General features: G+C 55.9%; 25 protein-coding genes. 11 read left to right on the forward strand and 14 right to left on the reverse strand.

The genetic code is table 11. The features are described 5' to 3' along the window. Window positions 1–31: 31 nt before the first annotated feature. The gene (locus KF784_07650) at window positions 32–1,333 is read left to right on the forward strand and encodes an aminotransferase class I/II-fold pyridoxal phosphate-dependent enzyme (GenBank protein MBX3118926.1); all 1,302 of its coding nucleotides are present in this window, start codon (window positions 32–34) and stop codon (window positions 1,331–1,333) included. A gap of 4 nt (window positions 1,334–1,337) precedes the next feature. Here the strand turns inward: KF784_07650 and KF784_07655 are convergent, their stop codons facing one another. The 3 genes from KF784_07655 to KF784_07665 are packed head-to-tail and all read right to left on the reverse strand — an operon-like array spanning window position 1,338 to window position 3,786. Further along, on the reverse strand, window positions 1,338–3,011 hold the full coding sequence (locus KF784_07655) for a hypothetical protein (GenBank protein ID MBX3118927.1): 1,674 nt from the start codon (window positions 3,009–3,011) through the stop codon (window positions 1,338–1,340). Continuing rightward, entirely contained in the window at window positions 3,008–3,286 is a 279-nt protein-coding gene (locus KF784_07660; protein ID MBX3118928.1) for a hypothetical protein, read from the reverse strand. The genes KF784_07655 and KF784_07660 overlap by 4 nt, the downstream gene beginning before the upstream one ends. Further along, window positions 3,286–3,786 carry an RNA polymerase sigma factor gene (locus tag KF784_07665; GenBank protein MBX3118929.1) on the reverse strand — a complete coding sequence of 167 codons (501 nt, stop codon included), beginning with the start codon at window positions 3,784–3,786 and terminating at the stop codon, window positions 3,286–3,288. The genes KF784_07660 and KF784_07665 overlap by 1 nt, the downstream gene beginning before the upstream one ends. Window positions 3,787–3,923: 137 nt before the next feature. Here KF784_07665 and KF784_07670 point away from each other — a divergent pair, with 137 nt between their 5' ends. Together KF784_07670 and KF784_07675 are read left to right on the forward strand one after the other, a co-directional pair. After that, a complete protein-coding gene (locus KF784_07670; GenBank protein ID MBX3118930.1) occupies window positions 3,924–4,205 on the forward strand; it encodes a type II toxin-antitoxin system Phd/YefM family antitoxin in 282 nt (93 codons plus the stop codon). Then, window positions 4,195–4,521, forward strand: coding sequence for a type II toxin-antitoxin system RelE/ParE family toxin (locus KF784_07675; GenBank protein MBX3118931.1), 327 nt, complete (start codon window positions 4,195–4,197; stop codon window positions 4,519–4,521). The genes KF784_07670 and KF784_07675 overlap by 11 nt, the downstream gene beginning before the upstream one ends. Here the strand turns inward: KF784_07675 and KF784_07680 are convergent. Continuing rightward, window positions 4,518–4,934 carry a hypothetical protein gene (locus KF784_07680; GenBank protein MBX3118932.1) on the reverse strand — a complete coding sequence of 139 codons (417 nt, stop codon included), beginning with the start codon at window positions 4,932–4,934 and terminating at the stop codon, window positions 4,518–4,520. The genes KF784_07675 and KF784_07680 overlap by 4 nt on opposite strands. Window positions 4,935–5,248: 314 nt before the next feature. On the opposite strand from KF784_07680, the gene KF784_07685 reads away from it, so the two are divergent. Further along, on the forward strand, window positions 5,249–6,265 hold the full coding sequence (locus KF784_07685) for a hypothetical protein (GenBank protein MBX3118933.1): 1,017 nt from the start codon (window positions 5,249–5,251) through the stop codon (window positions 6,263–6,265). Beyond that, window positions 6,265–7,296, forward strand: a complete 1,032-nt coding sequence (locus KF784_07690) for an alpha-ketoacid dehydrogenase subunit beta (GenBank protein ID MBX3118934.1) — start codon at window positions 6,265–6,267, stop codon at window positions 7,294–7,296. Before KF784_07685 ends, KF784_07690 begins: the two co-directional genes overlap by 1 nt. A 53-nt stretch (window positions 7,297–7,349) precedes the next feature. On the opposite strand, the gene KF784_07695 is transcribed toward KF784_07690, so the two are convergent. From KF784_07695 to KF784_07715, 5 genes are all read right to left on the reverse strand, one after another. Next, window positions 7,350–7,823, reverse strand: coding sequence for a DUF302 domain-containing protein (locus tag KF784_07695; protein ID MBX3118935.1), 474 nt, complete (start codon window positions 7,821–7,823; stop codon window positions 7,350–7,352). 118 nt (window positions 7,824–7,941) lie between these two features. After that, the gene (locus KF784_07700) at window positions 7,942–10,098 is read right to left on the reverse strand and encodes a hypothetical protein (GenBank protein MBX3118936.1); all 2,157 of its coding nucleotides are present in this window, start codon (window positions 10,096–10,098) and stop codon (window positions 7,942–7,944) included. 70 nt (window positions 10,099–10,168) lie between these two features. Beyond that, a complete protein-coding gene (locus KF784_07705) occupies window positions 10,169–10,987 on the reverse strand; it encodes a helix-turn-helix transcriptional regulator (protein MBX3118937.1) in 819 nt (272 codons plus the stop codon). 31 nt (window positions 10,988–11,018) lie between these two features. Then, a complete protein-coding gene (locus KF784_07710) occupies window positions 11,019–11,987 on the reverse strand; it encodes a PEP-CTERM sorting domain-containing protein (protein MBX3118938.1) in 969 nt (322 codons plus the stop codon). A 102-nt stretch (window positions 11,988–12,089) separates the two neighbouring features. Then, window positions 12,090–12,581, reverse strand: coding sequence for a hypothetical protein (locus KF784_07715; GenBank protein MBX3118939.1), 492 nt, complete (start codon window positions 12,579–12,581; stop codon window positions 12,090–12,092). Between the two features lie 156 nt (window positions 12,582–12,737). Here KF784_07715 and KF784_07720 point away from each other — a divergent pair, with 156 nt between their 5' ends. Then, window positions 12,738–13,676, forward strand: a complete 939-nt coding sequence (locus KF784_07720; GenBank protein MBX3118940.1) for a pyridoxal-phosphate dependent enzyme — start codon at window positions 12,738–12,740, stop codon at window positions 13,674–13,676. 24 nt (window positions 13,677–13,700) lie between these two features. On the opposite strand, the gene KF784_07725 is transcribed toward KF784_07720, so the two are convergent. The 3 genes from KF784_07725 to KF784_07735 form a co-directional block, all read right to left on the reverse strand. Further along, the gene (locus KF784_07725; GenBank protein MBX3118941.1) at window positions 13,701–14,180 is read right to left on the reverse strand and encodes a hypothetical protein; all 480 of its coding nucleotides are present in this window, start codon (window positions 14,178–14,180) and stop codon (window positions 13,701–13,703) included. Window positions 14,181–14,288: 108 nt separating this feature from the next. Then, a complete protein-coding gene (locus KF784_07730) occupies window positions 14,289–15,263 on the reverse strand; it encodes a hypothetical protein (protein ID MBX3118942.1) in 975 nt (324 codons plus the stop codon). Window positions 15,264–15,342: 79 nt separating this feature from the next. Further along, window positions 15,343–16,221 carry a polyprenyl synthetase family protein gene (locus KF784_07735; GenBank protein ID MBX3118943.1) on the reverse strand — a complete coding sequence of 293 codons (879 nt, stop codon included), beginning with the start codon at window positions 16,219–16,221 and terminating at the stop codon, window positions 15,343–15,345. A gap of 52 nt (window positions 16,222–16,273) precedes the next feature. Between KF784_07735 and KF784_07740 the strand changes: the two genes are divergently transcribed. The 3 genes from KF784_07740 (at window position 16,274) to KF784_07750 (ending at window position 18,678) form a co-directional block, all read left to right on the forward strand. Further along, on the forward strand, window positions 16,274–17,548 hold the full coding sequence (locus tag KF784_07740; GenBank protein ID MBX3118944.1) for a DUF1015 domain-containing protein: 1,275 nt from the start codon (window positions 16,274–16,276) through the stop codon (window positions 17,546–17,548). Window position 17,549: 1 nt separating this feature from the next. Then, entirely contained in the window at window positions 17,550–18,356 is an 807-nt protein-coding gene (locus tag KF784_07745; GenBank protein ID MBX3118945.1) for a hypothetical protein, read from the forward strand. Between the two features lie 103 nt (window positions 18,357–18,459). Next, window positions 18,460–18,678 (forward strand): hypothetical protein, encoded by a 219-nt coding sequence (locus tag KF784_07750; protein MBX3118946.1) that lies wholly within the window; start codon window positions 18,460–18,462, stop codon window positions 18,676–18,678. A 13-nt stretch (window positions 18,679–18,691) separates the two neighbouring features. Here KF784_07750 and KF784_07755 read toward each other — a convergent pair whose 3' ends face one another. After that, on the reverse strand, window positions 18,692–19,396 hold the full coding sequence (locus KF784_07755; GenBank protein ID MBX3118947.1) for a hypothetical protein: 705 nt from the start codon (window positions 19,394–19,396) through the stop codon (window positions 18,692–18,694). Window positions 19,397–19,545: 149 nt separating this feature from the next. Beyond that, a complete protein-coding gene (locus KF784_07760; protein MBX3118948.1) occupies window positions 19,546–20,175 on the reverse strand; it encodes a hypothetical protein in 630 nt (209 codons plus the stop codon). Between the two features lie 420 nt (window positions 20,176–20,595). Between KF784_07760 and KF784_07765 the strand changes: the two genes are divergently transcribed. After that, window positions 20,596–21,027 carry a DUF559 domain-containing protein gene (locus KF784_07765; protein ID MBX3118949.1) on the forward strand — a complete coding sequence of 144 codons (432 nt, stop codon included), beginning with the start codon at window positions 20,596–20,598 and terminating at the stop codon, window positions 21,025–21,027. Window positions 21,028–21,419: 392 nt separating this feature from the next. Then, complete coding sequence (locus tag KF784_07770; protein ID MBX3118950.1) at window positions 21,420–22,658, forward strand: serine hydroxymethyltransferase; 1,239 nt, start codon at window positions 21,420–21,422, stop codon at window positions 22,656–22,658. The last annotated feature ends 263 nt before the right edge of the window (window positions 22,659–22,921 follow it).

A 22,921-nucleotide genomic window follows, 5' to 3' on the forward strand; every position in this document is an offset into this window, starting at 1 on the left:
CCATGAAATAATCGGATGCTGGCGCGTCAAAATGAATGACGAGGCAATCATGGAAAACCGATACCGAGACCGCTCAGTTTTAATCCACGGCAAGTTCAAAAGCGAGAAATGGGACTTCGAGGATCATATCCTTCCTCCGATCACCACTTCCGTCGCATTCCGGCTTCGAAGCGCTCAGCGTGGGGCTCAGGGATTCCAACAGTTTGCCAACCCGGAGCTCGACCGTGAGACCATTCACCCGATTTATATCTACGGGCGCCTCGATGAGCCTGGGCAAGCGCTTCTTGAGGAGACCTTGGCGTTTGCTGAGAAGGGTGAGACGGCGGTGAGCTTTGCGACAGGGATGGCGGCGATTAGCGCAGCGATTGGCATCCACGTGAAGGCGGGTGACCACATTGCCATGCATCGCACGGTTTATGGCTGTACGTTCGGCTTTGTCACGAACTGGATGGCACGGTTCGGAGTCGATCATACGCTCTCCGATTTTCGAGATATCGAGGCGCTGAAGCAGTCGATCAAGCCGGAAACTCGCGTCGTTTACTTCGAGACTCCGTGTAATCCGAACCTTGATCTAATTGACATCGAGGCGGTTGTGGAGGCGGTTAAGGAGGCGAATGAGGGTCGGCCAAAGGAGGAGAGGATTGTCACGATCCTTGACAACACTTTTGCGACACCTTACTGTCAGCGTCCCCTCTTGTTGGGTATCGATTTCGTTGTTCACAGTCTTACAAAGAACTTGGGCGGTTTTGGTGCAGATATGGGCGGGGTCGTTATTGGGCCGCGGGAGAAGGAGACGGATGTTTTGCTCTTCAGAAAGGACTTTGGCGGGTCGCTATCGCCCAAAGCGGCTTGGGACGTTTTGGTTTATGGCATCCCCACATTAGCGCTACGCATGGAGCGTCAGCAGGAGAGCGCGCAGCAGGTGGCTGAATTCCTTTCGCTGCATCCCAAAGTCAAGGATGTGCGCTATCCAGGGCTTGAGAGCTTCCCCCAATATGCGCTTGCCCAGAAGCAGATGCGCGATATCGATGGCGACTTTGCTCCTGGTTCGCTGCTGTACTTTGAGCTGGTTGGCGCACCGGAGAAATCGTATGAGCGGGCGGTGAAGATGATCAACCATATCGCGGAGAACGCGCTTTCGGTGACGCTTGCCGTGTCGTTGGGACAAATACGCACGCTGATCGAGCATCCAGCTTCGATGACGCACTCTGCCATTCCGCCAGAGGAGCAGATCAAGGGTGGCATCGCGCCTGGTGGTCTGCGGATGAGTTTGGGAATTGAAGATGTGCGGGATATTCTGAGCGATCTTAAAGAAGCGCTGGATGTTGTGTAATCGGCTATCCGCCGATCTCGCTTCTGAACTTGGCGAGCCTAACTTGCTCGTCAGTAATCCATGCCCGAAGTTGGCCTTGGACACGCATTTCCATAAAGCTTCCTCCCAGATATACGATTGTTAAGAAAATAATCGCAAGGGCTGGGGCTCGGCCATTCCAAGGAGCTTGTTTTGAGGCTCCGAGCCAGATCAAAAACGTTCCAAAGGAAAAGCCTGCGATCTGGGCCATGATAACCTCGAAGTTTCGTCCTTCAAGTATTCCCGCATACACGAGCACTGCAAAAAAGGTCGCAACCAAAATCACTGTCGCCTGCAATATGGGGTTTCTGAGATTCTTGTGGATAGGCTCGAAGCGAAAGAGCGCAATCAGGACAAAGCAAAGAACCATGCCTGCGAGTGGGAAACCACCGCCAACTAGAAGACTACAAACAGCCGCTACCGAAAGTGCTATCCATATCTCGAACTTATGGAGCGATGAGAATCGACTGATGACCGCAACAAGAGCAATCCAGACGGCAAGGGATAGCCAAAAAAACATATAGCGCGTAGGGTCCATCATCTCAACAGCCCAAGGCCAAGTGGTTAGCGGCCAGAGACTCATGATCCAGTAGGGCTTAAAATCCTCGCTCCTTTTCTGCGCGAAGCGGCCACTTAGCAAGACAAACAGAACACCCCAGACAAGACCAAGAAATGAAAGCGAAGACCATCGTGAATGCACGACAGTCCTCTCGAATGTAGCCTCGTCAACAGGGAAGATCGTGCTTCCCGATAGTGATTTGTGAGCCTTTACTCCCCATGTGAAAATGTCTGAGGAAGTCATGCTGTCGAGTTCCTCTGCTTTGGTCATTGAGGGCTTTTCCTTCGCGCTTGGTTTAGCCATGTCGGCAATGAGGATGGTGCCAACCAATGAAGTAATCAGATTTGGCGCTTTGATTGTCAGCAGTTTGCCGATCTTCGCAGTTGCTAGCATGTCATCGGTGCTGTCTTCTGGGAGTTCTTCGCTCAGTTTTCTGATATCGGAAAGATGAGGAAGCAGAACCATGGCGTAGGCAGCGGCCTCGTGGTCTGCACTCTCGTATCCTGCTTTTCTTAGCTGCTCAGATATAAGCTTGGCTTGTTCGGAAGTTCCGTCGTTGTATTCAGTGCATTCGCTCGCTTTGATCCAAGCCTCTTTCGCCTCATCGTAGCGCCCCAGTATCCATAGTGCATTTGCCTTACGAATGAACCAAAAGCCGTCGTTGGGATCGGTAGTTTTCGCTTCATCGGCGAAGAGAAGGATCCTGCTTGCGTTGCCCTTCAACTGGGCAAGGTTCTCTTCGGACATCTTGTCGATCTGGGACTGTGTCCGAATAGGCATCGAAGCGAGCCGTGTGAACATTCTCTTGAGGTCTGAACGATCGGGGTTGGCTTCGATGATGCCTAGAAGATCGCCAAGTTCAAAAGTTCCAGAATTTGCAAGTGCCTTGGCTGCTTGACCGTCAACCGTCGATGTATCGAATTCGACCTGATTGATGTTTTCTGCGTACCAGAGTGCATGTTCATACACCTGTTCCGACGGTGGGATGGGGCGATTCACCATCGCAATTTGTTTGAGTGTGATCACACGAGTCTGGGGAAGGAGAGTGATGCCTACGAATGCGCTTAGTGCGAAAAGGATGGCTTTGTATAGGGGCTTCAAGATCGGCCTCCGAGTTTTGCTGGTTCATCAATGCGCAGTTGGGCCATCTGGTGGCTCAAGATCGGGTTGCCCGAAGGTTCACGCGTTGCCGGAGCAGCGCTGCCAAAGTACGCCAGCAGCAGAGCCGCCGCCCAACCTGCAAGGGCAGGACCAGCGATGGAGAGCCACAAGGATGTCCGGCGTTTGGTCTCAGGCAGTGTCATTGACGGCACGGGAGCGTCCTCTATGGAGCGGTAGTGCGCTTTGAGAGCTTCTTCAAATGGCTTTTTTGGCATCAGGATTCCTCCCACAGCTTCTTAAACTGGGCTTTTGCGGTGTTCAGACGCGAGGCAACGGTTCCTTCAGGCACCCCCAGTGCCTCCGCCATCTCCCGATAGCTGAGCTGCTCGAAGTAGGCAAGGGCGAGGATGGCTTGACTCTCTTCGGGGAGCCGTCTCAGCACGTCGGCAACGTGGATGGGCCGCTCAAGGTTGTTCGTATCTTCATGAACATCCGAAAGGTCCTCGTACTTGCGCACCTTCAGCGCATCGACGGCACACCGGACACAGATCTTCCGCGCCCAAGCGATCTCAGCCTGCTCGTCACGCAGAGTGTTCCGGTTCTTGCTGATGCGCAAGAGAACCTCCTGGGCGACGTCCTGCGCCGTGTCCGGGTTCGAAACGATGGCGAGGGCAAGCCTGTATACGTAGTCCCGTCTGCGCTCGATCACGGTACTGGCATCGTGTTCTTGGCGGAGGGGTAGTGTGCGTTCGATAGCGGCGGCCTCGGCGTCCATGACGGTTCTTGATATAAGGACCGAGACAGCGCCCAATTTCTTCAGCCACTTTGTAAAAACTGATGTTGGGCCGCCGAATCCGGGCGCAATAATTGGCGTATCATGGAATAAGCAGATTATTCCATGATGGAGCGAATATGATTAAAGCCACAGCCGTTGATTCATTGACCAATTTCCAGAAGAACTCGAAAGCATTCGTCGGGAAGCTTGAGGCAAGCAAAGAGCCTCTCGTCCTGACTGTGAACGGCAAGGCTAAGCTTGTTGTGCAGGATGCCGAGGCTTATCAGACTCTGTTGGACAAAGTGCAGGCCACTGAAGATCTGGAAGCGATTCGACAAGGCCTAAAGGAATCGCTCGAAGGCAAAGGACGACCTGCCGAGGAATTCTTCGCCGAGTTTGAAGCCAAAAATGAGCTATAAGATCATTCTTCAGCCGAGTGCGGAAGTCGGAATCATTGAAGCACATGACTACATTGCAGAGCGGGCCCCGGAAGCCGCTGATAAGTGGGTTCGTAGACTTCGTATGGAGATTGGCACCTTGTCTGAGATGCCTGGGCGGTGTTCGGTCGCCCCTGAATCGATCAAACTAGGATTTGATCTTCGCCACTTACTATTTGGAAAGCGATCCGGCGTCTACAGAGTAATTTTTAGAATCCTAGAGACCGAGAAAGAAGTTCATGTTTTAAGCGTCCGGCACGGTGCTCGAAAACCATTAGAGCCAGACGATTTGACCTAACTAGCTTCATTCGCCCGCAGCTGATCCAGCCAATCTGGATCAAGGTTCAGCTTCTTCACCACAGGTGACTTCCGATCTACGATTCGCCAGAACGGACTTACATCGTCTAGGGTTTTGCCTTCCGAGAGATCGATCATCGCCGCTTCCGTGACCAAGCGGATAAAAATACCACAGACGAGCGGACAGGTTGCATCAGCATCAAATTCGCGTCGCAAGTCTTCGCGCATCTCCGTCGGCGTTCGCATCTGCCCGGCGGGGATGGCTTCGATGTATGCCTTGACCTGCATTGGGGTAGGCACCAACACCTTTTTGCCGGCAGGGACTCCGGCATAAGGTTTGTCCATGACTGCGATCTCGGGGCCGCGGTCAATAATCAGTTTTTCGTGGGCGCTCTTTCTTCTACGGGTTGCCATTTCTTAGGGCCTCGCACTGTATCTAAACTACATTATCCACGACCGGCACCATGCGGTCCTGCTATTTTCGGCTCTGGACAAGATGGTCGACGACCTTGGGGCGGCTGGGACTAGACTGGATCTCCCAACGAAGACGGTCCCCTATTCCAGTTATTCGACACTGGCGAAGAACTCGGGCCCGGTCCCCAACCTCCGCGAAGTCGGCTGAGCGGGTATAACTTCCCAGTCGGCCAGCGCTTCAATGGCGCAGCGAACCTGGGCGAATCCGCAATTCTACCGATAACCTCCATTAGGGAGAACACACAGGGAACATCGTGGCCAAACAAGCGCAAGTCAAGCTGCCTTACTCTGCCCAAGAGTTGGAGCAGTTCTACCGAGAAATGGTTTTCATCCGGCGCTTCGAAGAGAAGTGCAACATCGCCTACCGGACGGGCAAAGCCGGGGGCTATCTTCATGTCTATATCGGCATGGAAGCGTTAGCCGTGGGCTGGCTCAACAACATCCGCAAGGGTTATGACTACGTCATCACGGCCTACCGCGACCACGCACACGCGCTATTACTCGGCTCCGATCCAGTGGCCTGCATGGCGGAGATCATGGGTCGCTCCGGCGGTCTCAGCCGTGGCAAGGGCGGCTCGATGCACCTTTACGACATCGAGAAGGGCTTCTTCGGTGGTTGGGGCATCGTCGGCGGGCACATCCCCCTCGGAGGCGGACTGGCCCTTGCTGCCAAGTACCGCAAAGAGGATCGCGTCACGCTTTGCTATCTGGGTGATGGCGCAGCAAACGCGGGTGTTGTTTTTGAGACCATGAACATGTGCGGTCTTTGGGACCTGCCGATCATCTTCATCGTCGAGAATAACCAGTACGCGATGGGCACGGCGCTTGAGCGACACGCAGCCGATCCTGACCTCAGCAAGCGCGGCATCCCGTTTGATATGAAATGCGAGAGGCTGGACAGTATGGACCTGGTCCAGTGCCTGCAAGATTCTAAGCGCATTATCGACTACGTTCGAACGGAGCAAAAGCCGGTCTGGGTAGAAGCGATCACCTATCGCTACATGGGTCACGGCGCTGCCGACAACGACCGCACGCTTTATCGAACAAAGGCAGAAGAGGATAAGTGGGATCCGCTGGACCCGCTTCCCCGATTCCGCAAGTATTTGATTGACAACAAGATCGCCACCGACGAGAAGCTGGAAGCGATTGACGTTGAGGAGGAGGAGCGAGCCGATTGGGTCTATGAAGAGGCCGACAAGTCGCCGTTCCCCGATATCGACCAGGTTTATACCGATGTTTACGATGACATGTCGCCGGAGGTGGGGCACTGATGGCTACGTTGACTTACCGAGAGGCTTTGCGTCAGGCGATCATTGAGGAGATGGATCGCGACGAGAATGTCTTCATCATGGGTGAGGACATCGGCGCCTACAAAGGCACCTTCCGAGTGACGGAAGGGCTTTTCGACCGATATTGCATCCAGCCCAAAGACTGGCTGCTGGAGCCCCCGCATCCTGAGATTCAGGATGGCGTGGGCCGCCGAGTGATCGACACACCCATCACTGAGCCGGGAATCGTCGGCATGGCGATCGGCGCGTCGATGACGGGTCTGCGACCGATCGTCGAGATGATGACGATGTCGTTTTCGATCTTGGCGATGGACCAGATGATTAACCACGCCGCCAAGATTCACTACATGACGGGCGGACAGGTGACCGTTCCTATGGTCCTGCGCGGACCGGGCGGCGCAGCCAACCAGCTTTCTGCTCAGCACAGCCATTCGCTTGAGGGGTGGTACGCCCACGTTCCCGGCCTGAAGGTCGTCGCTCCTGCGACCGCGCTGGACGCCTATGGCATGTTCAAGACGGCGGTACGCGACAACAACCCGGTCGTCTTTACCGAGAACCCCGGCGTCTACGGCCTGAAGGGCGAGATTCCCGAAGACGGCGATTTCACGATCCCATTCGGCAAGGCCAACGTCGTGAAGGAAGGGAAGGACCTGTCTTTGGTCTGCTACAGCCGTATGGTTCACGTCTGCCTTCGGGTTGCGGAACAGTTGGAGAAGGACGGTATCGACGCCGAAGTTGTGGACGTTCGCTCTCTGCTTCCGCTCGACACTGAGACCATCTACAACTCGGTCCGCAAGACACACCGTGCTGTGGTCGTCTATGAAGACTGGAAGAGCGGTGGTTTTGGGGCGGAGATTGCTTCTCGTATCAGTGAAGACTGCTTTGACGATTTGGATGCTCCGGTTGGGCGTGTGGGCGGGCTGAATGTGCCGATGCCCTATGCGCGCGTGCTGGAGCTCGAGTGCATCCCGAACGAAGAGGATGTGCTCGCGGCGGTTCGAAAGTTAGGCTAAGATTGCATCATCAAGATTCAAGCTCTCCGCGCTACAAGGCATGGAGAGCTTGTTTACTTTGCGACCGCGGAAAGGATGAGCCTCAGGTCTTTGTACACTTTATCGCCGATGGAAGCCATGTCTTTTCCTCTATACATCTTGGCCATCGCTCGTGTATCAAAAGTGGTGACCATGACTTTATCGCCTTTCATCCAGATCATGATCGGGCACGGCATCATCAAGCCCGTCATGACATCGTTCTTCAATGAATCTGATGCCGACTTCGGGTTGCAAATCTCGAGGATGTATAGCTTTTCGCGAGGGAAGCCTTTCGTTGCCAAGATGTCCGACAGCGGATGAAGCCCTTGAAAGCCGTACTTCTCAGCCGCTCCAGCCATTTTGAGAGCCTCGATTGTTTGGTCGAAAGGCAGCGAGGACTCTACAGTCATCTCAAGTTTGTATTGTTGAGCCTCTGGTTCCTTAGCGAAGGCAGAGAAGCCGGTAAAGGCAAGAACTGTTAGACAAACGCCGAGAAGCAAGTTCTTCATTGCGCCAGTTTATTCGGCGTACGCGATCTATTGCACTTATCACGCGTCGCAAGCGCTGCTTGAGACTCTCCCCTCAACGTCAGCCTCATGATGAGTCTGGCGACGACACTGACCCGTGTTAACCCCCTTCGCCCTCCAACTTCTTGCGAAACTCCTCTGGCAGCTGGGAATAGGGCGTAAAGCTCCCCGACCCTGGCTGCCCGAACTGCAGCTGCATACCGATCGTCTCGCGGGCGCTCGGGCGCAGCGTAAAGGTGTACCGATCCATCTGTGCGCTCCTGACCTCCATCGTATCTCGCTGTCCAAGGCGGTAGTCCTGCCGGTACTGCTCAGACAGAGCGAACATCCGCAGCATATTCTCGGTCGCAACATGGCCCGCCGAACTACCGCCTGCCCGAACCTCATAGGCGACCGCCGGACTGCGGTGCAGCGAGATGGAGAGCCCGCCCGGGACTCCGTTCTTCAGAAGCTCCATCGGGCCCGCTTTTGTCGCTTCCTTCGGGTCAAAGTCGGGCCACACCTGCGCGAGCAGGCGCATATCGGGGCTGGCCGGGTCTGAGCTGTAGCCCATCATCGGCCAGTGCTGCACGCTGAAATGCAGCAGGAAGAGGCGGATCGCTTCCTTCTGGTCGGGGGGCAGGCTGCCATAGCTCAGCGTGCTGCCTTCCAAAAGCTGTCTGCGCACTGCGGGAGAGAGCATCCCTAAGAACCGAAGGAAGTGGAACGTGTGCGGGTACTGGAATTCAAGCGTGTAGGCCGCGACGCCCTTGCGGCTTGCCGACGCGAACAGTGTGGAGGCGATCGCGCCGCGCGACTGTCGATAGGTCACCAGCGCGGCGGCATCGGCAAAGGCGTTCAGCTGGGCTGGAGCAGCCGCAAGCAGGTCGCGGATCTTGCAGAGCGTTTCCGTCGGGACGCTCTGCGGTCGCAGCGCCTGCCAATACTTCGTTCGGGCGGAAATCCATGCACCGTCGAAATCCCAGTCGGCCTGGGCATGGATGCAGAATGCCTCCATCGCATGGCGCAGCATCGTGATGGGCAGCTTGGGCGAAGCGGACCACACCTCCGTATCCAGGCAGTCGGCGACGAGATTCACCTTGGCAGAGGAGGCGATCTCGACAAGCAGCCGTGCTAGCTGGGCCGAAGGATGAACCTTGGTCGTGGAGCTTCGAAACCGGCTGAGAAGCGTTCTCGACTCTATCCAGCTCTGCAGAATGCCAGTCAGCGTTTCGGACGGGTCGATGCGAGCCTCCAGCACAGGATGTTGGGCCACCACTTTGGGCAGCGGAGTCTCCTCCTTATAGCTGCGGCTGGAGATGCGCTCTTCATACAGCGGGCGGCCCTGCCTGTCGATCAGAATGACCTGCTGTGGAATCTTGCCCGAGGGGTCCAGCGGGTGCAGCGGCCCCTCCGTCCTGACTTCGATCAGTCCGTTGCGGATCTCGTCTGCTTTGAAGGCGTTGAGGGGAAGCCGGAGCTTGAGAAGGTCGAGCTCGGTCTGGGCTTCCGGCGAGAGTCCGTCTGCGTTCGTGGGCAGGGAAGAGAGGCGGTCTGCGAGAAGCCCCATCTGCGTCTGAGCGTTGCTGAGGAGCGGGTTCAGGATCACGCCGGGATAGTATGCGCCGACGATCTTGCCGTCCCGATCCAGCCTGAGCAGGTCGGCGCGCGACAGGCTGGCAGCGAAGGCGTCGGCAGCCTGGTTGGCGGGGTTGAACAGGCGGATGTAGCGCACCCGCTCGTTGTTGATCTCCACGTCCGCCTGCAGCCATCGCGAATGCTCCTCCTTCTCCATCGCGACGGGGTTGTAGCCCTCTCGGTGCTTCATCACCCGCTGGACGAAGAGGCGAAACGCTTCTTTATCCTTCTCTGTGGCCACGTTGCTTTGCAACGACTTTCTCGCCTCGGCTTGCCAGCGCAGTAGGGGTATCAAGGCCTGCTCCTCGCGTGCCTTTGCTTCCGAAATCCTTTGCGCCTGAGTCTGTGTTAGGGTTAACGTGCCGTCGGTGTCGATCTCCCAAGTCCAATCGAAGTGCTTGGCGATTCGCTCCAGAGTGTCATGCGCAGGACCAAGGGCAAAAAGAACCAGGCGGTCATCCCTAACAGTTGGAGATGCCTTTAGCTTGACTCCTGTTTTGGCGGTTACCTGCGTGAGAAACTCTCCGATACTGCCTGCTTCGGATCGAAGCTCTACAGTGTCCTTAAGTTTCGGTTCTCGTGCGAGAACGGAGTCTTGGACAGTCAGCAAACCGGTGAGAACGACTACAAGCGTAATCATGACTCCATGATAACACAATGACTACAAATGTAATCAATGGGTCATAAGAAACTGCTTGTCGATATGTCAGTTACGTTGATGCAGGTTCTGGATCACGCAAGCGATAGTCGGAAGGCGGTTTGCCATACCGCTCCTTGAAGACCCGGCTGAAGTGGGCATGGTCGGCAAATCCAGCCGAAACCGCTATCTCCGATACTTTTCTGTCGTTCTTGCGCAGCTGATCGAAAGCCCATTCGAGCCTGCGGTCGCGAATATAGTCCCCGACCGTTTGACCAAAAGCGGCTCGAAAAGCCCGGGCAAGATGGGAGGGATGTGAACCTATCGCATTTGCACAGGTTGCGAGTTGGACAGGCTCCAGATAGTGCTCGTCTAGCCATTGCCTTGCCGATGCGAGCCATTGCCGGACGTTCTGATCTTGCAGCGGGCGTTTGTGCCGGAGATATGCGGCGATGAGGCGGTGGAACGATCCAAGCAGAGCATGATCGGAGCCCGCGTCTTTGGCGGAGAGGTTCTCGGCGATATCGTCGATGATGCTTCTACCGATGGCGTGATCAAGGACGTAGGCGTCGGTATGGGACGCGAGGGCGGGTGAAAGTTCAATCGGGAATTGGATGCCCAAGCTGCGGATGTCGGTGGGGCAGGCCTCGTGCGTGTGGGGAAGCATTGGTGGGCGGAAGTACCAGATGCCAGGAAGCGACCATCTGATCTTGCCTTCGTTACTGGTCCAGTGGTGCTGCCCACCGATAAGGGCGATGAATGTAGCCGTCGTGTGGCAGTGTTCGGCGACAGTCGTACGCGCGCCACGACGGGTAAGGGCAAAGTGGACTCCCCCTACCCGTCGCGAATATTCAGGCTGGCCGTGATGCTCGCCGATATCGAACACTTTCATGCTTTTCTGGAGATTACTCGGACGGCTTCCATTAAGACTTTTTAACGGAAGCAACACGCCGTCGGCCTGCAATGAACGCCGCGCCAAGAACGAAGAGGCCCATCGTGGTCGGCTCTGGAACAGCGGCAATGAACGTCGGGCCGCTCAAGCCACCGCCCGAACCGATGTAGTCGTTCAGGTAAGCACCGGTGGAACCGCTAAACCTCAGGACTCGGTTGTTTCGCCACGAAGTCACAAGCAGATTTCCGTTGTCATCGAAGATCATTCCCGATGCGCCAGCAAGACCACCGGAGCCTGCCGTCACAAAGGTATCGACAAAAGCGCCGGTTGTCTTGTCGTATCGCACGACCTTGTTGCCCGAATCGCTTGAAACATACATGTGATTGCCTTTCCAGAGCATCACACGAGGCTGAGTCAGTCCACCCGATCCGGAAGTGACAAAGGCTCCCATGAAAGCGCCGTTGCTGGCGTTGTATCGGAGGATTTGGTGGTTCCAGAAGCTGGGGATGTAGAGATTGCCGTCGGGGCCGACTGTCAATCCAACGTCGGGGCCGCTCAAGCCACCTAGGCCGGGAGCTACAAGTTGGCCCAGGCTTGCGCCGGTGCCCGCTTGATACTTGAGGACTGAGCTTGTATTGAACGAGGCGACCAGAAGGTTACCGGAGGAGTCGAACGTCAGTCCGGTAGGGCCGTTGAGTCCTCCTTGGCCGGAAGTGACGAAGGTGTTGATGTAAGACTTTGTCGCGGGATTGTAGCGATGGACGCTATGGTTGCCCTCATCGGCAACGTAGAGCATTCCGTCGGGGCCGGTTACGACCGCCTGCGATCCTTGGACGGCAAAGCCTGTGAGACTTTGAACGTACGCACCGGCGTTGTTGTGCAGGCGCACCTCGTTGCCGGTGAAGTTGGAGATGAGATAGGAGCTTGCCTTCGCTGACGGTGTGATGCAAACCGCGCCACAAACCGCAGCGAGAACAAGCCATTTCGATGAAAGGGACATGCAAGGAGTGTACGGCTATGCCGACCCAATTGCCTTGTACGTCAATTGCGCGTTGTTGGATCGTTTTGCAGGGGTGTAAGTTCGTGGGGTGAGGGATGGGGATCACTCTGGCGTTTTATCCACGAATGGATCGCGGGGCATGCTTGCCCCACCGACATAGGCAACGAACCTTCCAAGCCAGCGTCCATCATAAACTGCTTCGCCAAACAGACCATCACCGCAGTTGTCGAAAGTCTCTTGCGCACATCGAAACTCGATGATCCTTTGATCGCTCATTTGAAGCTTGACGTAGAACTCGACATCGTCATAGGCTTCCCACTGCCAATCGCTGGTGAGCATCTCACCTTCGCGAAAAGCGAACTTGCCGACGACACGAGTGTGGGCGTCCGTCTGTTGAATGCCTTTGCCAGACGACGGGGTTTTTGCTTTATGCAAACCGTAGATGAGGGCTCCACCCGTCGAGAGCAGCCCCAGCAAGATCATCCCCGGACCGAGGCCACGCAAAGCCCACAATCCTGGATCGCTCCCTGCCGACTGCATATAGCGTGCGGCTCCTCCGAAATAGAGGAACAATGAAAAGAAGACTCCTAGCACGGAAACGATCACTCCTCCGAAGATAAAGCACCCGAGGGAAATCTCCTTTCCACTATCAGGATCGTGCCGATTTATCATCTTGCTAAGAAAGACGTCCCTACCTTGTATTAGGTTGAGATGATTCTGAATTTCTTAAGTCCATAATAGCGTACGCCAATGCCGGAAACGAAGTCGCCTTTGCCCTTGCGCCAGATGGTTCGTCACACAACGATTATCGAAGCGCCCCGACTTCGTGATGCGCTAGGGATTGACGTCACCATCGCAAGCGAAACTTTCCAGTACACGGGAAGCTTCAAGTTTCGGGCGGCTTACAATCTTGCCCTCAATGTCCCCCAACAGAAGATCGTTACCGCGTCTTCTGGCAACTTTGGGCAGGCTTTGGCCTATGCCTGCAAGCTGCTTGGAAAGAGCGCAATCGTGGTGATGCCTGCAACTTCGGCAAAGGTAAAGATCGACTGTGTTCGCGAGTTTGGCGCAGTGGCGGACTTGGTTGAAACGCGTGAGAAGAGCCGTGCTGAGCGCGTCGCTGAACTTGCCGCAGAGCATCCCGACGCGTACATCGCCAGCGCATTTGACGATATTCTCGACATTCAAGGCAATTCAAGCCTTGCCCACGAGCTTCATGAAAGCGGCCTTGACTTTGATACGGTCATCGCTCCGGTCGGAGGTGGGGGGTTAACCTCGGGGTTGGTGCTTGGTTTCAAGGAGAATGGGCATCCGGTAGAGGTCTTTGCCGCCGAGCCCCAAATGGCTAACGATGCGTCGCGATCGCTGAAAGAGGGGCGCTTGATCTTCAATGAATTTGAACCGCCGTCAGTTGCTGACGGGGCGCGAACGATCAGTCTTGGAAATCTGAACTACGAAATCTTGAAGGACGGTTTGACTGGGATTGTTGAAGTGCCTGAGGAAGCGATCAAGCAAGCGACGCGAGATCTGTTCTTACTTGCGAACCTTAAAGCCGAGCCGACTGGAGCGTTGGGGATCGGGGCGTTGACCGTCGAACCGGAAAGGTTCCGGGGCCGGAAAGTAGTCTGTGTGGTGAGTGGTGGCAACTGCGATCCTGCGGTTTATGCAGAGATACTTGCAGGCCGGTAAGCGTTAGCCTTGGGGCATCCGACCTTACTCCGTCTGCCGCTTAAAGACCGCTTGATCGTCGGGCTTGCCGTTATCAAGAAGTATGGTCAGAGTGCTTTTGTCGCCGCCAACTTGCAAAGTCATTGGTTTTTCGGCATCGTCTTTGGCTGCAAGGGCAGACGAATCCTTATCTTTCGACTTATTGATCTCCATCCCCATGAACTTCTCGGGTGTGAGAATGACCGTATTGCCACTGCGCTTGGCTGTGCCTTCGACCGTAAAGAAGGCCAAGGTCATCGTGTACTTGTTTTCTGGCTTGATCTCAAGGGTCATTGCTTCGGTCAGCATGTTTCCAAAGCCCTCCGCGAGCGCGCCAAATGGGTTATTAGGGTCAACCTTAGGTGGCTTCCTTTCGATCTTCCAAGTTCCGATCAGGTCGTCGCAGTTTTGGCTTCCACAGCCTCCAATTGCAAGCAGGACCGAGGCTAAAGCGATAGCAACCGCAAAGAGGCCGAGTTTTGTCATGGCATTGGGACTGACGAACTCAGGCCGTGTTAGGTTTCGGGTAGCACATGAAAAGGCGGATTGGAAAGAGGCATCTTTCCAATCCGCTGGCCGTAAAAGATTGGGTGCCTATTTCTTGACAAAGAAGAAAGAATCTTCGAGCGGGTTTGAGGCTGTGCCTGCCGAAGCGCTCTGCAATGCCTTGAGCGTTCGTCCACCGTCGAGAATCTTGAGCTTCATCGGCTCGCTTGATGTCGTTTTCATTCCCATTGCGTGAGTGATGTTCAACGTGAGGATGTTGCCTTCGATCGTCCAGTTTCCGGATGCCTCTACTACGAGCGTCATGCGGAACGTTTTATCTGATGCGATATCAAGCGTCGATGCCTCGATCATGGCCTTTGCCATCGGTAATTCAGCCTTGTCTTTTTCGGAGAGCTTTGATTCGTCGATGCGAAGGTCAACACCAAAGTGTCCGACAACGGACATATCGGTGCCGCTCGCGACGAGGGTCTTTTCGCTCTTCGAATCTCCCGATTCGGTAAGACGCTCCGTCTTGACTACCGAGGTGTCTCGCTTAAAGACTAGAGAGCCATTCTTCTCTTGGCCTTCTTCGGGCTCAGCAACAAGCTCCTTTCCGTCCATGCTGATTGTCAGGGTAAGGGGTTTTGTGAATTCGTCCTTGTCTGGCGTTGCCTGACCCTTTGAGGCCGACATCGCTTTGAACTCGTCAACGGTCATGCCCAAGACCTTGGCGGGAGTGAGCTTTAGCTTGTTGCCTTCTCGGACAAAGTCTCCCTCGATTGGGAAGCCGAGAGCGCTCAGGCGGAACTTGTCGTCATCCATGAGTTCCAGCTGCATTGAGCTGGCCAACATGTCACCCATGCCCTTTGCGATGGCTGCGGCCGGATCGTCGGCAGGCAGTTCGGGCATCTGAACTTCGCCCTTCCAGGTTCCAACAAGGAAGCCGTTCGAGGAAGTCTCGTTTGACGATTTGGAAACGCTGGATGCAAAGTCAGCGGCGGAAAGCGCTGCCTCCTTTGAGTTGCACCCTGTCAGCACACCTACGGTGGCAAGAGCCACAGCGATTAAAGATAGAACACGCATAAGCCGAATTATCGGATTTGGTATTGGCGATCTAGCTTCGTTGGCTGAAAACTGGCGTGTTTGCCTGGATATGTCAGGTTCAACTTAGTCGATTAACCGCATACCAAGCGAGGCTGTGCAAATGCCCTGCCTCATCGATTCCTGCGGGAAGATTATTGACCGCCTGCTCGACAAGTTGGCAAGCCTTTTCCCGTGTCTCACTTAGTCCATAGACTGCTGGATAGGTGGCCTTTTGGCGCTCCCGGTCTGAACCTGCCGACTTCCCAAGCTTTTCCGGCGTGGAGGTCTCGTTTAAGATGTCGTCGGCCATTTGGAACGCGAGTCCGATTCTTTGTCCAAAGTTTTCAAGCGCGGACACTTGGCTGTCGGAGCCACCTCCGAGTATTGCGCCGATGGCACAGCTTGCCGCGATGAGCGCACCGGTCTTTTGCCGGTGGATCCGTTCGATCAGTTCTGCGGTGGCAGGCTGGCCTTCGCTGAGGACGTCGAGCACCTCTCCGCCAACCAAACCGCTCGATCCAGAGGCGCTTCCGAGGACTTGGAGCGAGCGCAGAACGCGGCTAGGCTCGCCGGGACAGTGGCTTAGAACCTCGAAGGCGAGGGAGAACAGCGCATCTCCGGCGAGAATGGCGATCGCATCTCCAAACTGGACATGGCACGTGGGGCGGCCTCGGCGCAGTTCGTCATCGTCGATGGCGGGGAGATCGTCGTGGATGAGGGAGAAAGCGTGGACTAGCTCAATGGCGCACCCAGCATCGACAGCATCTTCAGGCTTGCCCCCAACGGCTTCACAGCACGCCATGCAGAGGGCGGGACGAAGGCGCTTCCCGGGGGCGGCGCCCGAATAGCGCATCGCTTCGTGTAGTTCGACGGGCGATTGAGTGGCTGGGGGAAGAAGCTCGTTCAAACGCCGATCTGTTAGGTCTCGGTAGGACCAAAGCAGGGTTTCAGCGTCCACAAAGTGAGTTTACCAGTCGAAGTAGCGATCCTTTGGTTACAATGGCTGTGCAATGGCTCAGATTCGACCATTCCGCGGATTACGCTTCGCAGCGAAGGCCGGCAGTCTTGATAGCCTCATCGCGCCACCTTACGACGTCATTTCTCCCACCCAACGCGAAGCCCTTGCCGCACAGAACGAGCACAACGCAGTGCTTGTCACCCTTCCTGAATCTCAGGATGACGACCGCAGTAAATTTATCAAGTACATGCGGAGCGCCTCACGTATCGCGGACTGGAGGCGCGAAGGCATCCTCGAAGTAGAGGATAAACCCACGTATTACCGCTACACTCAACGATTTAATGTTCCTGGCGAGCCGGAGAAGCTGACGCGGACGTCGGTGATTGTGCTTCTCAAGACCGAACCCTACGAGAAGGGCGTTGTTCTCCCCCACGAGCAGACGTTCCCCAAGCACAAGGAAGACCGACTGAGGCTCCTCGAAGCTACTCGGACGCATGTGGAGTCGATCTATGGTCTGTATGAGGACCCCGACGGTTCCATCCAGAACACCGTTTCTACGGCTCCTGCAACCGAGGTGGGAAGACTTACCAGTGAAGAGGACGTCGAGCAGATATTCGAGCTGATCCAAGACGAAGAGGTCTGCCGCACCTTTACTCAGCAGCTCGCCGACAAGCGGCTATGGATCGCGGACGGGCACCATCGTTACGAAACCGCCTGCACGTTTCGGGAGAGCGTCGGGGCAAGGGATGGCATTGTCGCGGAAGATTTCATGATGATGGCGATCGGCTCGATGGCTGATCCGGGCTTGGTGATCCTCCCGACCCACCGCATCGTCCCCAAACTCCCGTGCGGATTGATGGAGCTGGACCAAAAATTTCAGGCCTTTTTCAACACACGCAGGGTTCCGAACGACAAGCTGTTGGCTGAACTCAAGCGATTGCAAGCTCCCGACACGCGAGTGATTGGAGTTGCTTTGCCCGGTGGAGTGGGACTTTTGCTGACGCTGGACCGCCCTGAAGAGGCTCTGAACTGGATCGAAGGTCCCGAGTCTGAGCGCTTGAAGCTTCTGGACGTATCAATCCTACATAGAGTGATTTTTGAGAGACTGTTGGGTCTGAGTGGACTTGACTTCTTTTCATACACACGAGACCCCGACGAGGCGCTGGCCTCGGCTAAGGATGGCGGAGCCGCATTCCTGATGAATCCGCCGAGCAATGAAGACATGAGATTGATCGCTCTTGGCGGTGAGAAGATGCCGCAAAAGAGCACCTACTACTATCCGAAGCTCCTCAGTGGACTCGTGATGTGGTCATTCGAAGACTTTTAGTATGAAGATTCGACTACTGGGCACAGGCGCAGCCGATGGCATCCCGGGCATGTTTAGCAAGGACCGGGTGAGCAACTATGCGCGCGAACATGGGGGCAAAGACATTCGCACCCGAAGCGCGGCAATCGTTGACGGCTGTTTAAAGATTGACCTGCCGCCCGAAACGCTGATGCAGCTCCAGAGGGACGGCACGAGCGCCCTGGACTGGTGCGCTCTGCTTTTGACCCACAATCACGCGGATCACTTCGCCCTGGAAGAGATTCAGTACGCGCTGTACCCGTTCACCGATCTGGATCAACTCCCGTTCACCATCTACGCGAACGAAACGATGTGTGAAGCGATTGAGTATGAATATCCCGAGTGGCCGATGGATGTCATGCGCCTTCGAAGCTTTGAGCCGGTGAGCTTCTGCGCTTACCGAGTGACGCCGATCCATGCCTACCACGACTTGGAGCAGGACAGCCATAACTTTATCATCGAATCGGAGGGGAAGTCCTTGCTTTACGCCACCGATACCGGTATGTGGCGCGAAGAGACCTGGGAGTTTTTGAAGGGCCAGAAGCTGGATGGGCTGGTGCTTGAATGCACGGAAGGCTTTGTGCCGACCGAGTATTGGGGCCACCTGGACATCAAAGACTGCATCGAAGTTGTAAACCGTCTGCGCGAGATGGGAACGCTCGCCGAAAAAGGACCGGTTTACACGACGCACCACTCACACAACGGCAACGGCACCCACGCCGAGCTAGAAGAAGCGCTCAACCCGCACGGGATCAGCCCAGGGTGGGATGGGTGTGAGTTTGAGATTTAGGGGTGTCGGCAAGTAGTCGGCAAGTAGTCGGCAAGTCGTCGGCAGGTGGTTCCTAACAACTTGCTAACGCTTACCAAGAATCCGTGATACGATGAAGAAGTACATGCCGAAGAATCAAATCATCCGTTGGGGCATCATTGGGCTCATTGCTTGTGTTCTGTTGTGGGCGGGGAACAAGTTCCTGATCTTTGTCGAGCCAGCGTTGCCTTACGCAGCAGGGGTTGCCTTGCTGATGATCGTGGTCGGCACTTTTTGGGAGATGCGCAAGGCAAAACTCACGCCTGATGGGGCAGCTGCGCCCGCAACTGAGACCAAGGATTAACGCCGATTCCAGGCTAGTCTTTACCCGGACGCTCGCCAAAGACCCCATCTGCCATGTACTGCGGGTGAAGCTCATAGATGAGGTGCTCTGCGACGACATGCGGGTCCGCGTCGAGCAGTTTTGCCACTTCCTTAGCGTCTTTCGACCAGAAAATACAAATTCCTCGCTTGTCTTGACCCTCTGCCAGAGGGCTTGCCATGGCAAGATCGCCCGTCTTTAGCATCGCTTGCAATCGTGCGACATGATCGGCTTGGCGGGTTGATAAATCGTGGGAAGGCTCCGCCGTCCACTTTGGTCCTTTCTTGAAGATCACAAGGGTGAACTCGGCGAGCGCAAACGGCTCCTTGGGCTTCTTGAATGACGATTCGGGCGTGAGGATGGCATAAGCCTCCACATCGAGCAATCCGTTTTGGACAAACGGGTCGTTTTTGAAGCAATCCGCCACACCGGCCTTATCCTTTGCCTTGACGACGACTGTGCCACGAATAAAGCCATTACTCCCCAGCGGTCCCGCGGCAAAGCATCGACCCTGCCCTGCGAGCGTCCCAAAGTTAGCGACATGTTCGGCTTGCCACTTTGAAACTTGATCCTGGGAGACGCCCTCTTTGGGATTCTTACCCTTGTTCAGGAATATCCACCAGAGCTTGTCCTCTGCCTTTGTTTTGTCCACAGGCGCTTGACCGTCGGCAAAACCTACAGCAAAAAGACTAAGTACCACCAAAAAGTATATCAACATTCTCATGCCAGCTCGATTGTTCACTTTTTGGAAGTCTGAATGCAACTGTCTTGTGTGTATTGAGCGATTGTGGCAAGGGTGAGAGTTGGCGGATGCAATGTGTTTCGAGGAAGAGTTTCCTTACTCCCTGACTAAGTTCCATCCGATTCAACGTAGAGCGACCACGCATAGACAAGCAGTCCGACCGCTACATAAACGGGATAGTGGTCGGGCAGGGTCTTCTCGGCAGGCCATTGGGCATAAAAAGAAATGTCCTGCTCGGTCTTGGCGTCTTGCCAGGCTGAGTAGAACGTGAGCACGGTTTCCAGGTTGGGGTTCAGGAAGTCGCAGCCCTTGTCTGGCCTTCTGCGGAATCGGTGCTCGCCGAGGTCGGTGAGCTGGATAACTCCCTTCGACCAGCAGTACCCGTTGCGGATGACCTTTCCAAGAGGTTTGCCATCAACGGACATAAGATTCATGCTTGCGTCTTCTGCCTGGCCCACGAGCCCCGCCGAATAGAGGTCGGTCTGAGCTGTTATGACGAGCACGGATTCGATCTTTATGCTGGCGCGGAGTTTGTTGGGGGCATCCTGCGAGTAGTACTGCTTGTGACTTACATATCTGTGAAGATACGGCGCGCTGAGGTTGAATTCGTTGAGCTCTGCTGTGACAGGCTTTAGGGGTTGCCAGCCTTGGTAGGGGTCGGTGTCGCTCATGTTGGTCGTTGGAAGAGTTGACGAGCGCACTGAGTCATTGGTTGCGTTCCGCAAATTCTGAATCAAGGTCTCCCTCCCCCTTGACGGGGTGGGGACCTCAGTTTATAGGTAGAGGGTGTGTCGGAGGTTTTGGGTAGCGAAAGGCGAGGTACCGACGTGGTAGCCAGTTGCCACCCCCATCCCGACCTTCCCCCCGTCAAGGGGGAAGGGGGCCTCAGTTCATAGATTGAGGGTGTTTCAAAGGTTTGGGGTTGCGAAAAGCGCGGTAGCGCCGGGGCAGACGCGCGGTTTGCTTTAAGCCAGCAGAGGGAGAGAAGGGGACGATCTCTAAGAGCTCATCTGATACTCGGACGTGAGCCACTGCACTTCTCGGCGACGCACACCGGCCTGAGGTTGCAGCCTCAAAGGAACGTCATCCTCCCCCTTGACGGGGGAGGGCAGGGGTGGGGGTGGCACAGGCGTAAGCCACGGGTGTTAAATAGACGCATGCCGAGAAAGAGCAAGCGTTTGGTCGAGTTCGCTCGCGACAACCGCGCCAGCGCGACTGACGCTGAGCGGATGCTTTGGCATCATTTAAAAGGCAAGCAGGCAGGCTATCGCTTTCGCGAGCAGCATCTGCTCGTCGTTGACTTCTTTTGCCCTGAGGTGCGGGTTGCTATCGAGCTTGACGGCTCTGTCCATGAGGGCCAGGAGTCTTCTGACGCCTCGCGTCAGAAGAAGATTGAAAAGCTTGGCATCCTTGTGCTTCGGTTTAAGAACGAAGAGGTTTACGAGGATGCTGAGGCTGTGGTGCAAGCGATCCTCGAGGCCTGCGACATCAGGCTCGGATTGAGAAAGGCGCGGTACAAGCGTGGCGGCCAGTTGCCACCCCCATCCCAACCTTCCCCCGTCGAGGGGGAAGGGGACGTCAGTTTGTAGATAGTGTGTATGTCACAGGTTTGGGGTAGCGAAAAGCGCGGTATCGACGTGGTAGCCAGGTGCCACCCCCATCCCGGCCTTCCCCCGTCGAGGGGGAAGGGGACGTCAGTTTGTAGATAGTGTGTATGTCACAGGTTTTGGGTAGCGAAAAGCGTGGTACCGACGTGGTAGCCAGGTGCCACCCCCATCCCGACCTCTTCCACCCTCTCGCTGCTCGGTCGGAGCCACCGTCGAGGGGGAAGGGGACCTCTATACCAAGGATGAGGAGGATCTCCAGAAGTCACTGAACAGTGGATTGTGAGGCGGTGCTGTCGTGCCACACATGTTGTGTGCCCGGCCCAATCTATAATATCTGCATGGCCACCGTTTCCCCGACTCTTGCCGCACACCGCATGCCCCTAGCCCAGGTTGACCCTCAGATCGCCGACCTCATCGCCAAGGAAGAGCAGCGCCAGGAGCACAACCTCGAACTCATCGCCAGCGAAAACGTCGCCAGCCTTGCCGTGCGGGAAGCCATGATGTCGGTCCTGACCGACAAGTACGCAGAGGGCTACCCCGGGAAGCGGTATTACGGCGGATGCGAAGTCGTCGACGAGGTTGAGACGCTTGCTCTTGAGCGTGTGAAGCAGATTTACGGCGCGAACTTCGCCAACGTTCAGCCTCACAGCGGCGCGCAGGCGAACATGGCGGTCTACTTTGCCTTCCTCAAACCCGGCGACACCCTCATGGCCATGAACCTCGCCCACGGCGGACACCTCACCCACGGCTCGCACGTGAACTTCAGCGGCATGATGTACAACATCGTCCCTTACGGCGTGCGCGAGGGCGACGAGCTGATCGACTACGACGAGTTCCACAAAGCTGCCGTGGAGCACAAGCCGAAGATCATCGTCAGCGGCGCGACCGCCTACTCACGACAGTTCGACTTCAAGAAGATTCGCGAGATCGCCGACGAGGTGGGAGCGATGCACATGTGCGACATGGCCCACTACAGCGGCCTCATCGCGGCGGGCGAGTACGATTCGCCGGTCCCGCACTGCCATGTGGTCACCTCAACCACCCACAAATCCATCCGCGGTCCGCGCGGAGGCATGATCCTCTGGAACGATGAGGAGCTGAGCAAGCCGATCAATATGTCGGTCTTCCCGGGCATCCAGGGCGGCCCGCTCATGCATGTGATCGCAGGCAAAGCCGTCTGCTTTAAGGAGGCTCTGCAGCCCAGCTTTAAGGACTACCAAGCCCAGATCAAGAAGAACGCCGCCGCGCTGGCCGCCGCGATGATCGAAGAGGGCTTCCGCATCGTTAGCGGGGGCACCGACAGCCATCTGATGCTGGTCGATCTCAGGCCGTTCGGCGTCACCGGAAAGCTCGCGCAGAACGTGCTCGACACTGTCCACATCACCTGCAACAAGAACGCCATCCCGTTCGACCCCGAAAAGCCGTTCGTCACCAGCGGCATTCGGCTGGGCACGCCAGCCGTCACCACACGCGGCATGAAGGAGCCGGAGATGAAACGGATCGCTCAGCTGATCGGGCGCACCCTGCGAGGACATGAGGATGAAGCTGAGCTTGCAGCGGTGAGAGGGGAAGTGATCGAGCTCACAAAGGGCTTCCCGATTCATCAGTTCTAAAGGCTTGTCTCGTACAATACGCAATAGACTTTAGGGGGAGATAATGCGTATTCATGCCTTCTCGATTCTGAGTTTCGTCCTTTTGATGCTGGGCGGCCCAAGTTCGGCACAGGATTCGGGTACTTGGCTCCGGCTTGTCGTTGCTTCACGAGACCGTGAGGCAACGACAAGCTGCTTTCCAGTCTGGACAAGACTAAGCTTGCTGAGGAAGCTGGGCGTCTTCGGTTTACCGTCGAAGAAGGGAAGACCACGGCCTTCGTCAT

The organism is Fimbriimonadaceae bacterium (genome assembly GCA_019638775.1).
Classification (GTDB): Bacteria; Armatimonadota; Fimbriimonadia; order Fimbriimonadales; family Fimbriimonadaceae; genus JAHBTD01.

What these genes read in the sequence shown, in the direction of transcription:
- KF784_07770 (MBX3118950.1), top strand. Translation starts at nt 21,420, where the DNA reads ATGCCCCTAGCCCAGGTTGACCCTCAGATCGCCGACCTCATCGCCAAG.
- KF784_07725 (MBX3118941.1), bottom strand. Translation starts at nt 14,180, where the DNA reads ATGACAAAACTCGGCCTCTTTGCGGTTGCTATCGCTTTAGCCTCGGTC.
- KF784_07705 (MBX3118937.1), bottom strand. Translation starts at nt 10,987, where the DNA reads ATGAAAGTGTTCGATATCGGCGAGCATCACGGCCAGCCTGAATATTCG.
- KF784_07730 (MBX3118942.1), bottom strand. Translation starts at nt 15,263, where the DNA reads ATGCGTGTTCTATCTTTAATCGCTGTGGCTCTTGCCACCGTAGGTGTG.
- KF784_07750 (MBX3118946.1), top strand. Translation starts at nt 18,460, where the DNA reads ATGCCGAAGAATCAAATCATCCGTTGGGGCATCATTGGGCTCATTGCT.
- KF784_07665 (MBX3118929.1), bottom strand. Translation starts at nt 3,786, where the DNA reads ATGGACGCCGAGGCCGCCGCTATCGAACGCACACTACCCCTCCGCCAA.
- KF784_07745 (MBX3118945.1), top strand. Translation starts at nt 17,550, where the DNA reads ATGAAGATTCGACTACTGGGCACAGGCGCAGCCGATGGCATCCCGGGC.
- KF784_07690 (MBX3118934.1), top strand. Translation starts at nt 6,265, where the DNA reads ATGGCTACGTTGACTTACCGAGAGGCTTTGCGTCAGGCGATCATTGAG.
- KF784_07675 (MBX3118931.1), top strand. Translation starts at nt 4,195, where the DNA reads ATGAGCTATAAGATCATTCTTCAGCCGAGTGCGGAAGTCGGAATCATT.
- KF784_07740 (MBX3118944.1), top strand. Translation starts at nt 16,274, where the DNA reads ATGGCTCAGATTCGACCATTCCGCGGATTACGCTTCGCAGCGAAGGCC.
- KF784_07700 (MBX3118936.1), bottom strand. Translation starts at nt 10,098, where the DNA reads ATGATTACGCTTGTAGTCGTTCTCACCGGTTTGCTGACTGTCCAAGAC.
- KF784_07650 (MBX3118926.1), top strand. Translation starts at nt 32, where the DNA reads ATGAATGACGAGGCAATCATGGAAAACCGATACCGAGACCGCTCAGTT.
- KF784_07660 (MBX3118928.1), bottom strand. Translation starts at nt 3,286, where the DNA reads ATGCCAAAAAAGCCATTTGAAGAAGCTCTCAAAGCGCACTACCGCTCC.
- KF784_07695 (MBX3118935.1), bottom strand. Translation starts at nt 7,823, where the DNA reads ATGAAGAACTTGCTTCTCGGCGTTTGTCTAACAGTTCTTGCCTTTACC.
- KF784_07670 (MBX3118930.1), top strand. Translation starts at nt 3,924, where the DNA reads ATGATTAAAGCCACAGCCGTTGATTCATTGACCAATTTCCAGAAGAAC.
- KF784_07720 (MBX3118940.1), top strand. Translation starts at nt 12,738, where the DNA reads ATGCCGGAAACGAAGTCGCCTTTGCCCTTGCGCCAGATGGTTCGTCAC.
- KF784_07765 (MBX3118949.1), top strand. Translation starts at nt 20,596, where the DNA reads ATGCCGAGAAAGAGCAAGCGTTTGGTCGAGTTCGCTCGCGACAACCGC.
- KF784_07680 (MBX3118932.1), bottom strand. Translation starts at nt 4,934, where the DNA reads ATGGCAACCCGTAGAAGAAAGAGCGCCCACGAAAAACTGATTATTGAC.
- KF784_07710 (MBX3118938.1), bottom strand. Translation starts at nt 11,987, where the DNA reads ATGTCCCTTTCATCGAAATGGCTTGTTCTCGCTGCGGTTTGTGGCGCG.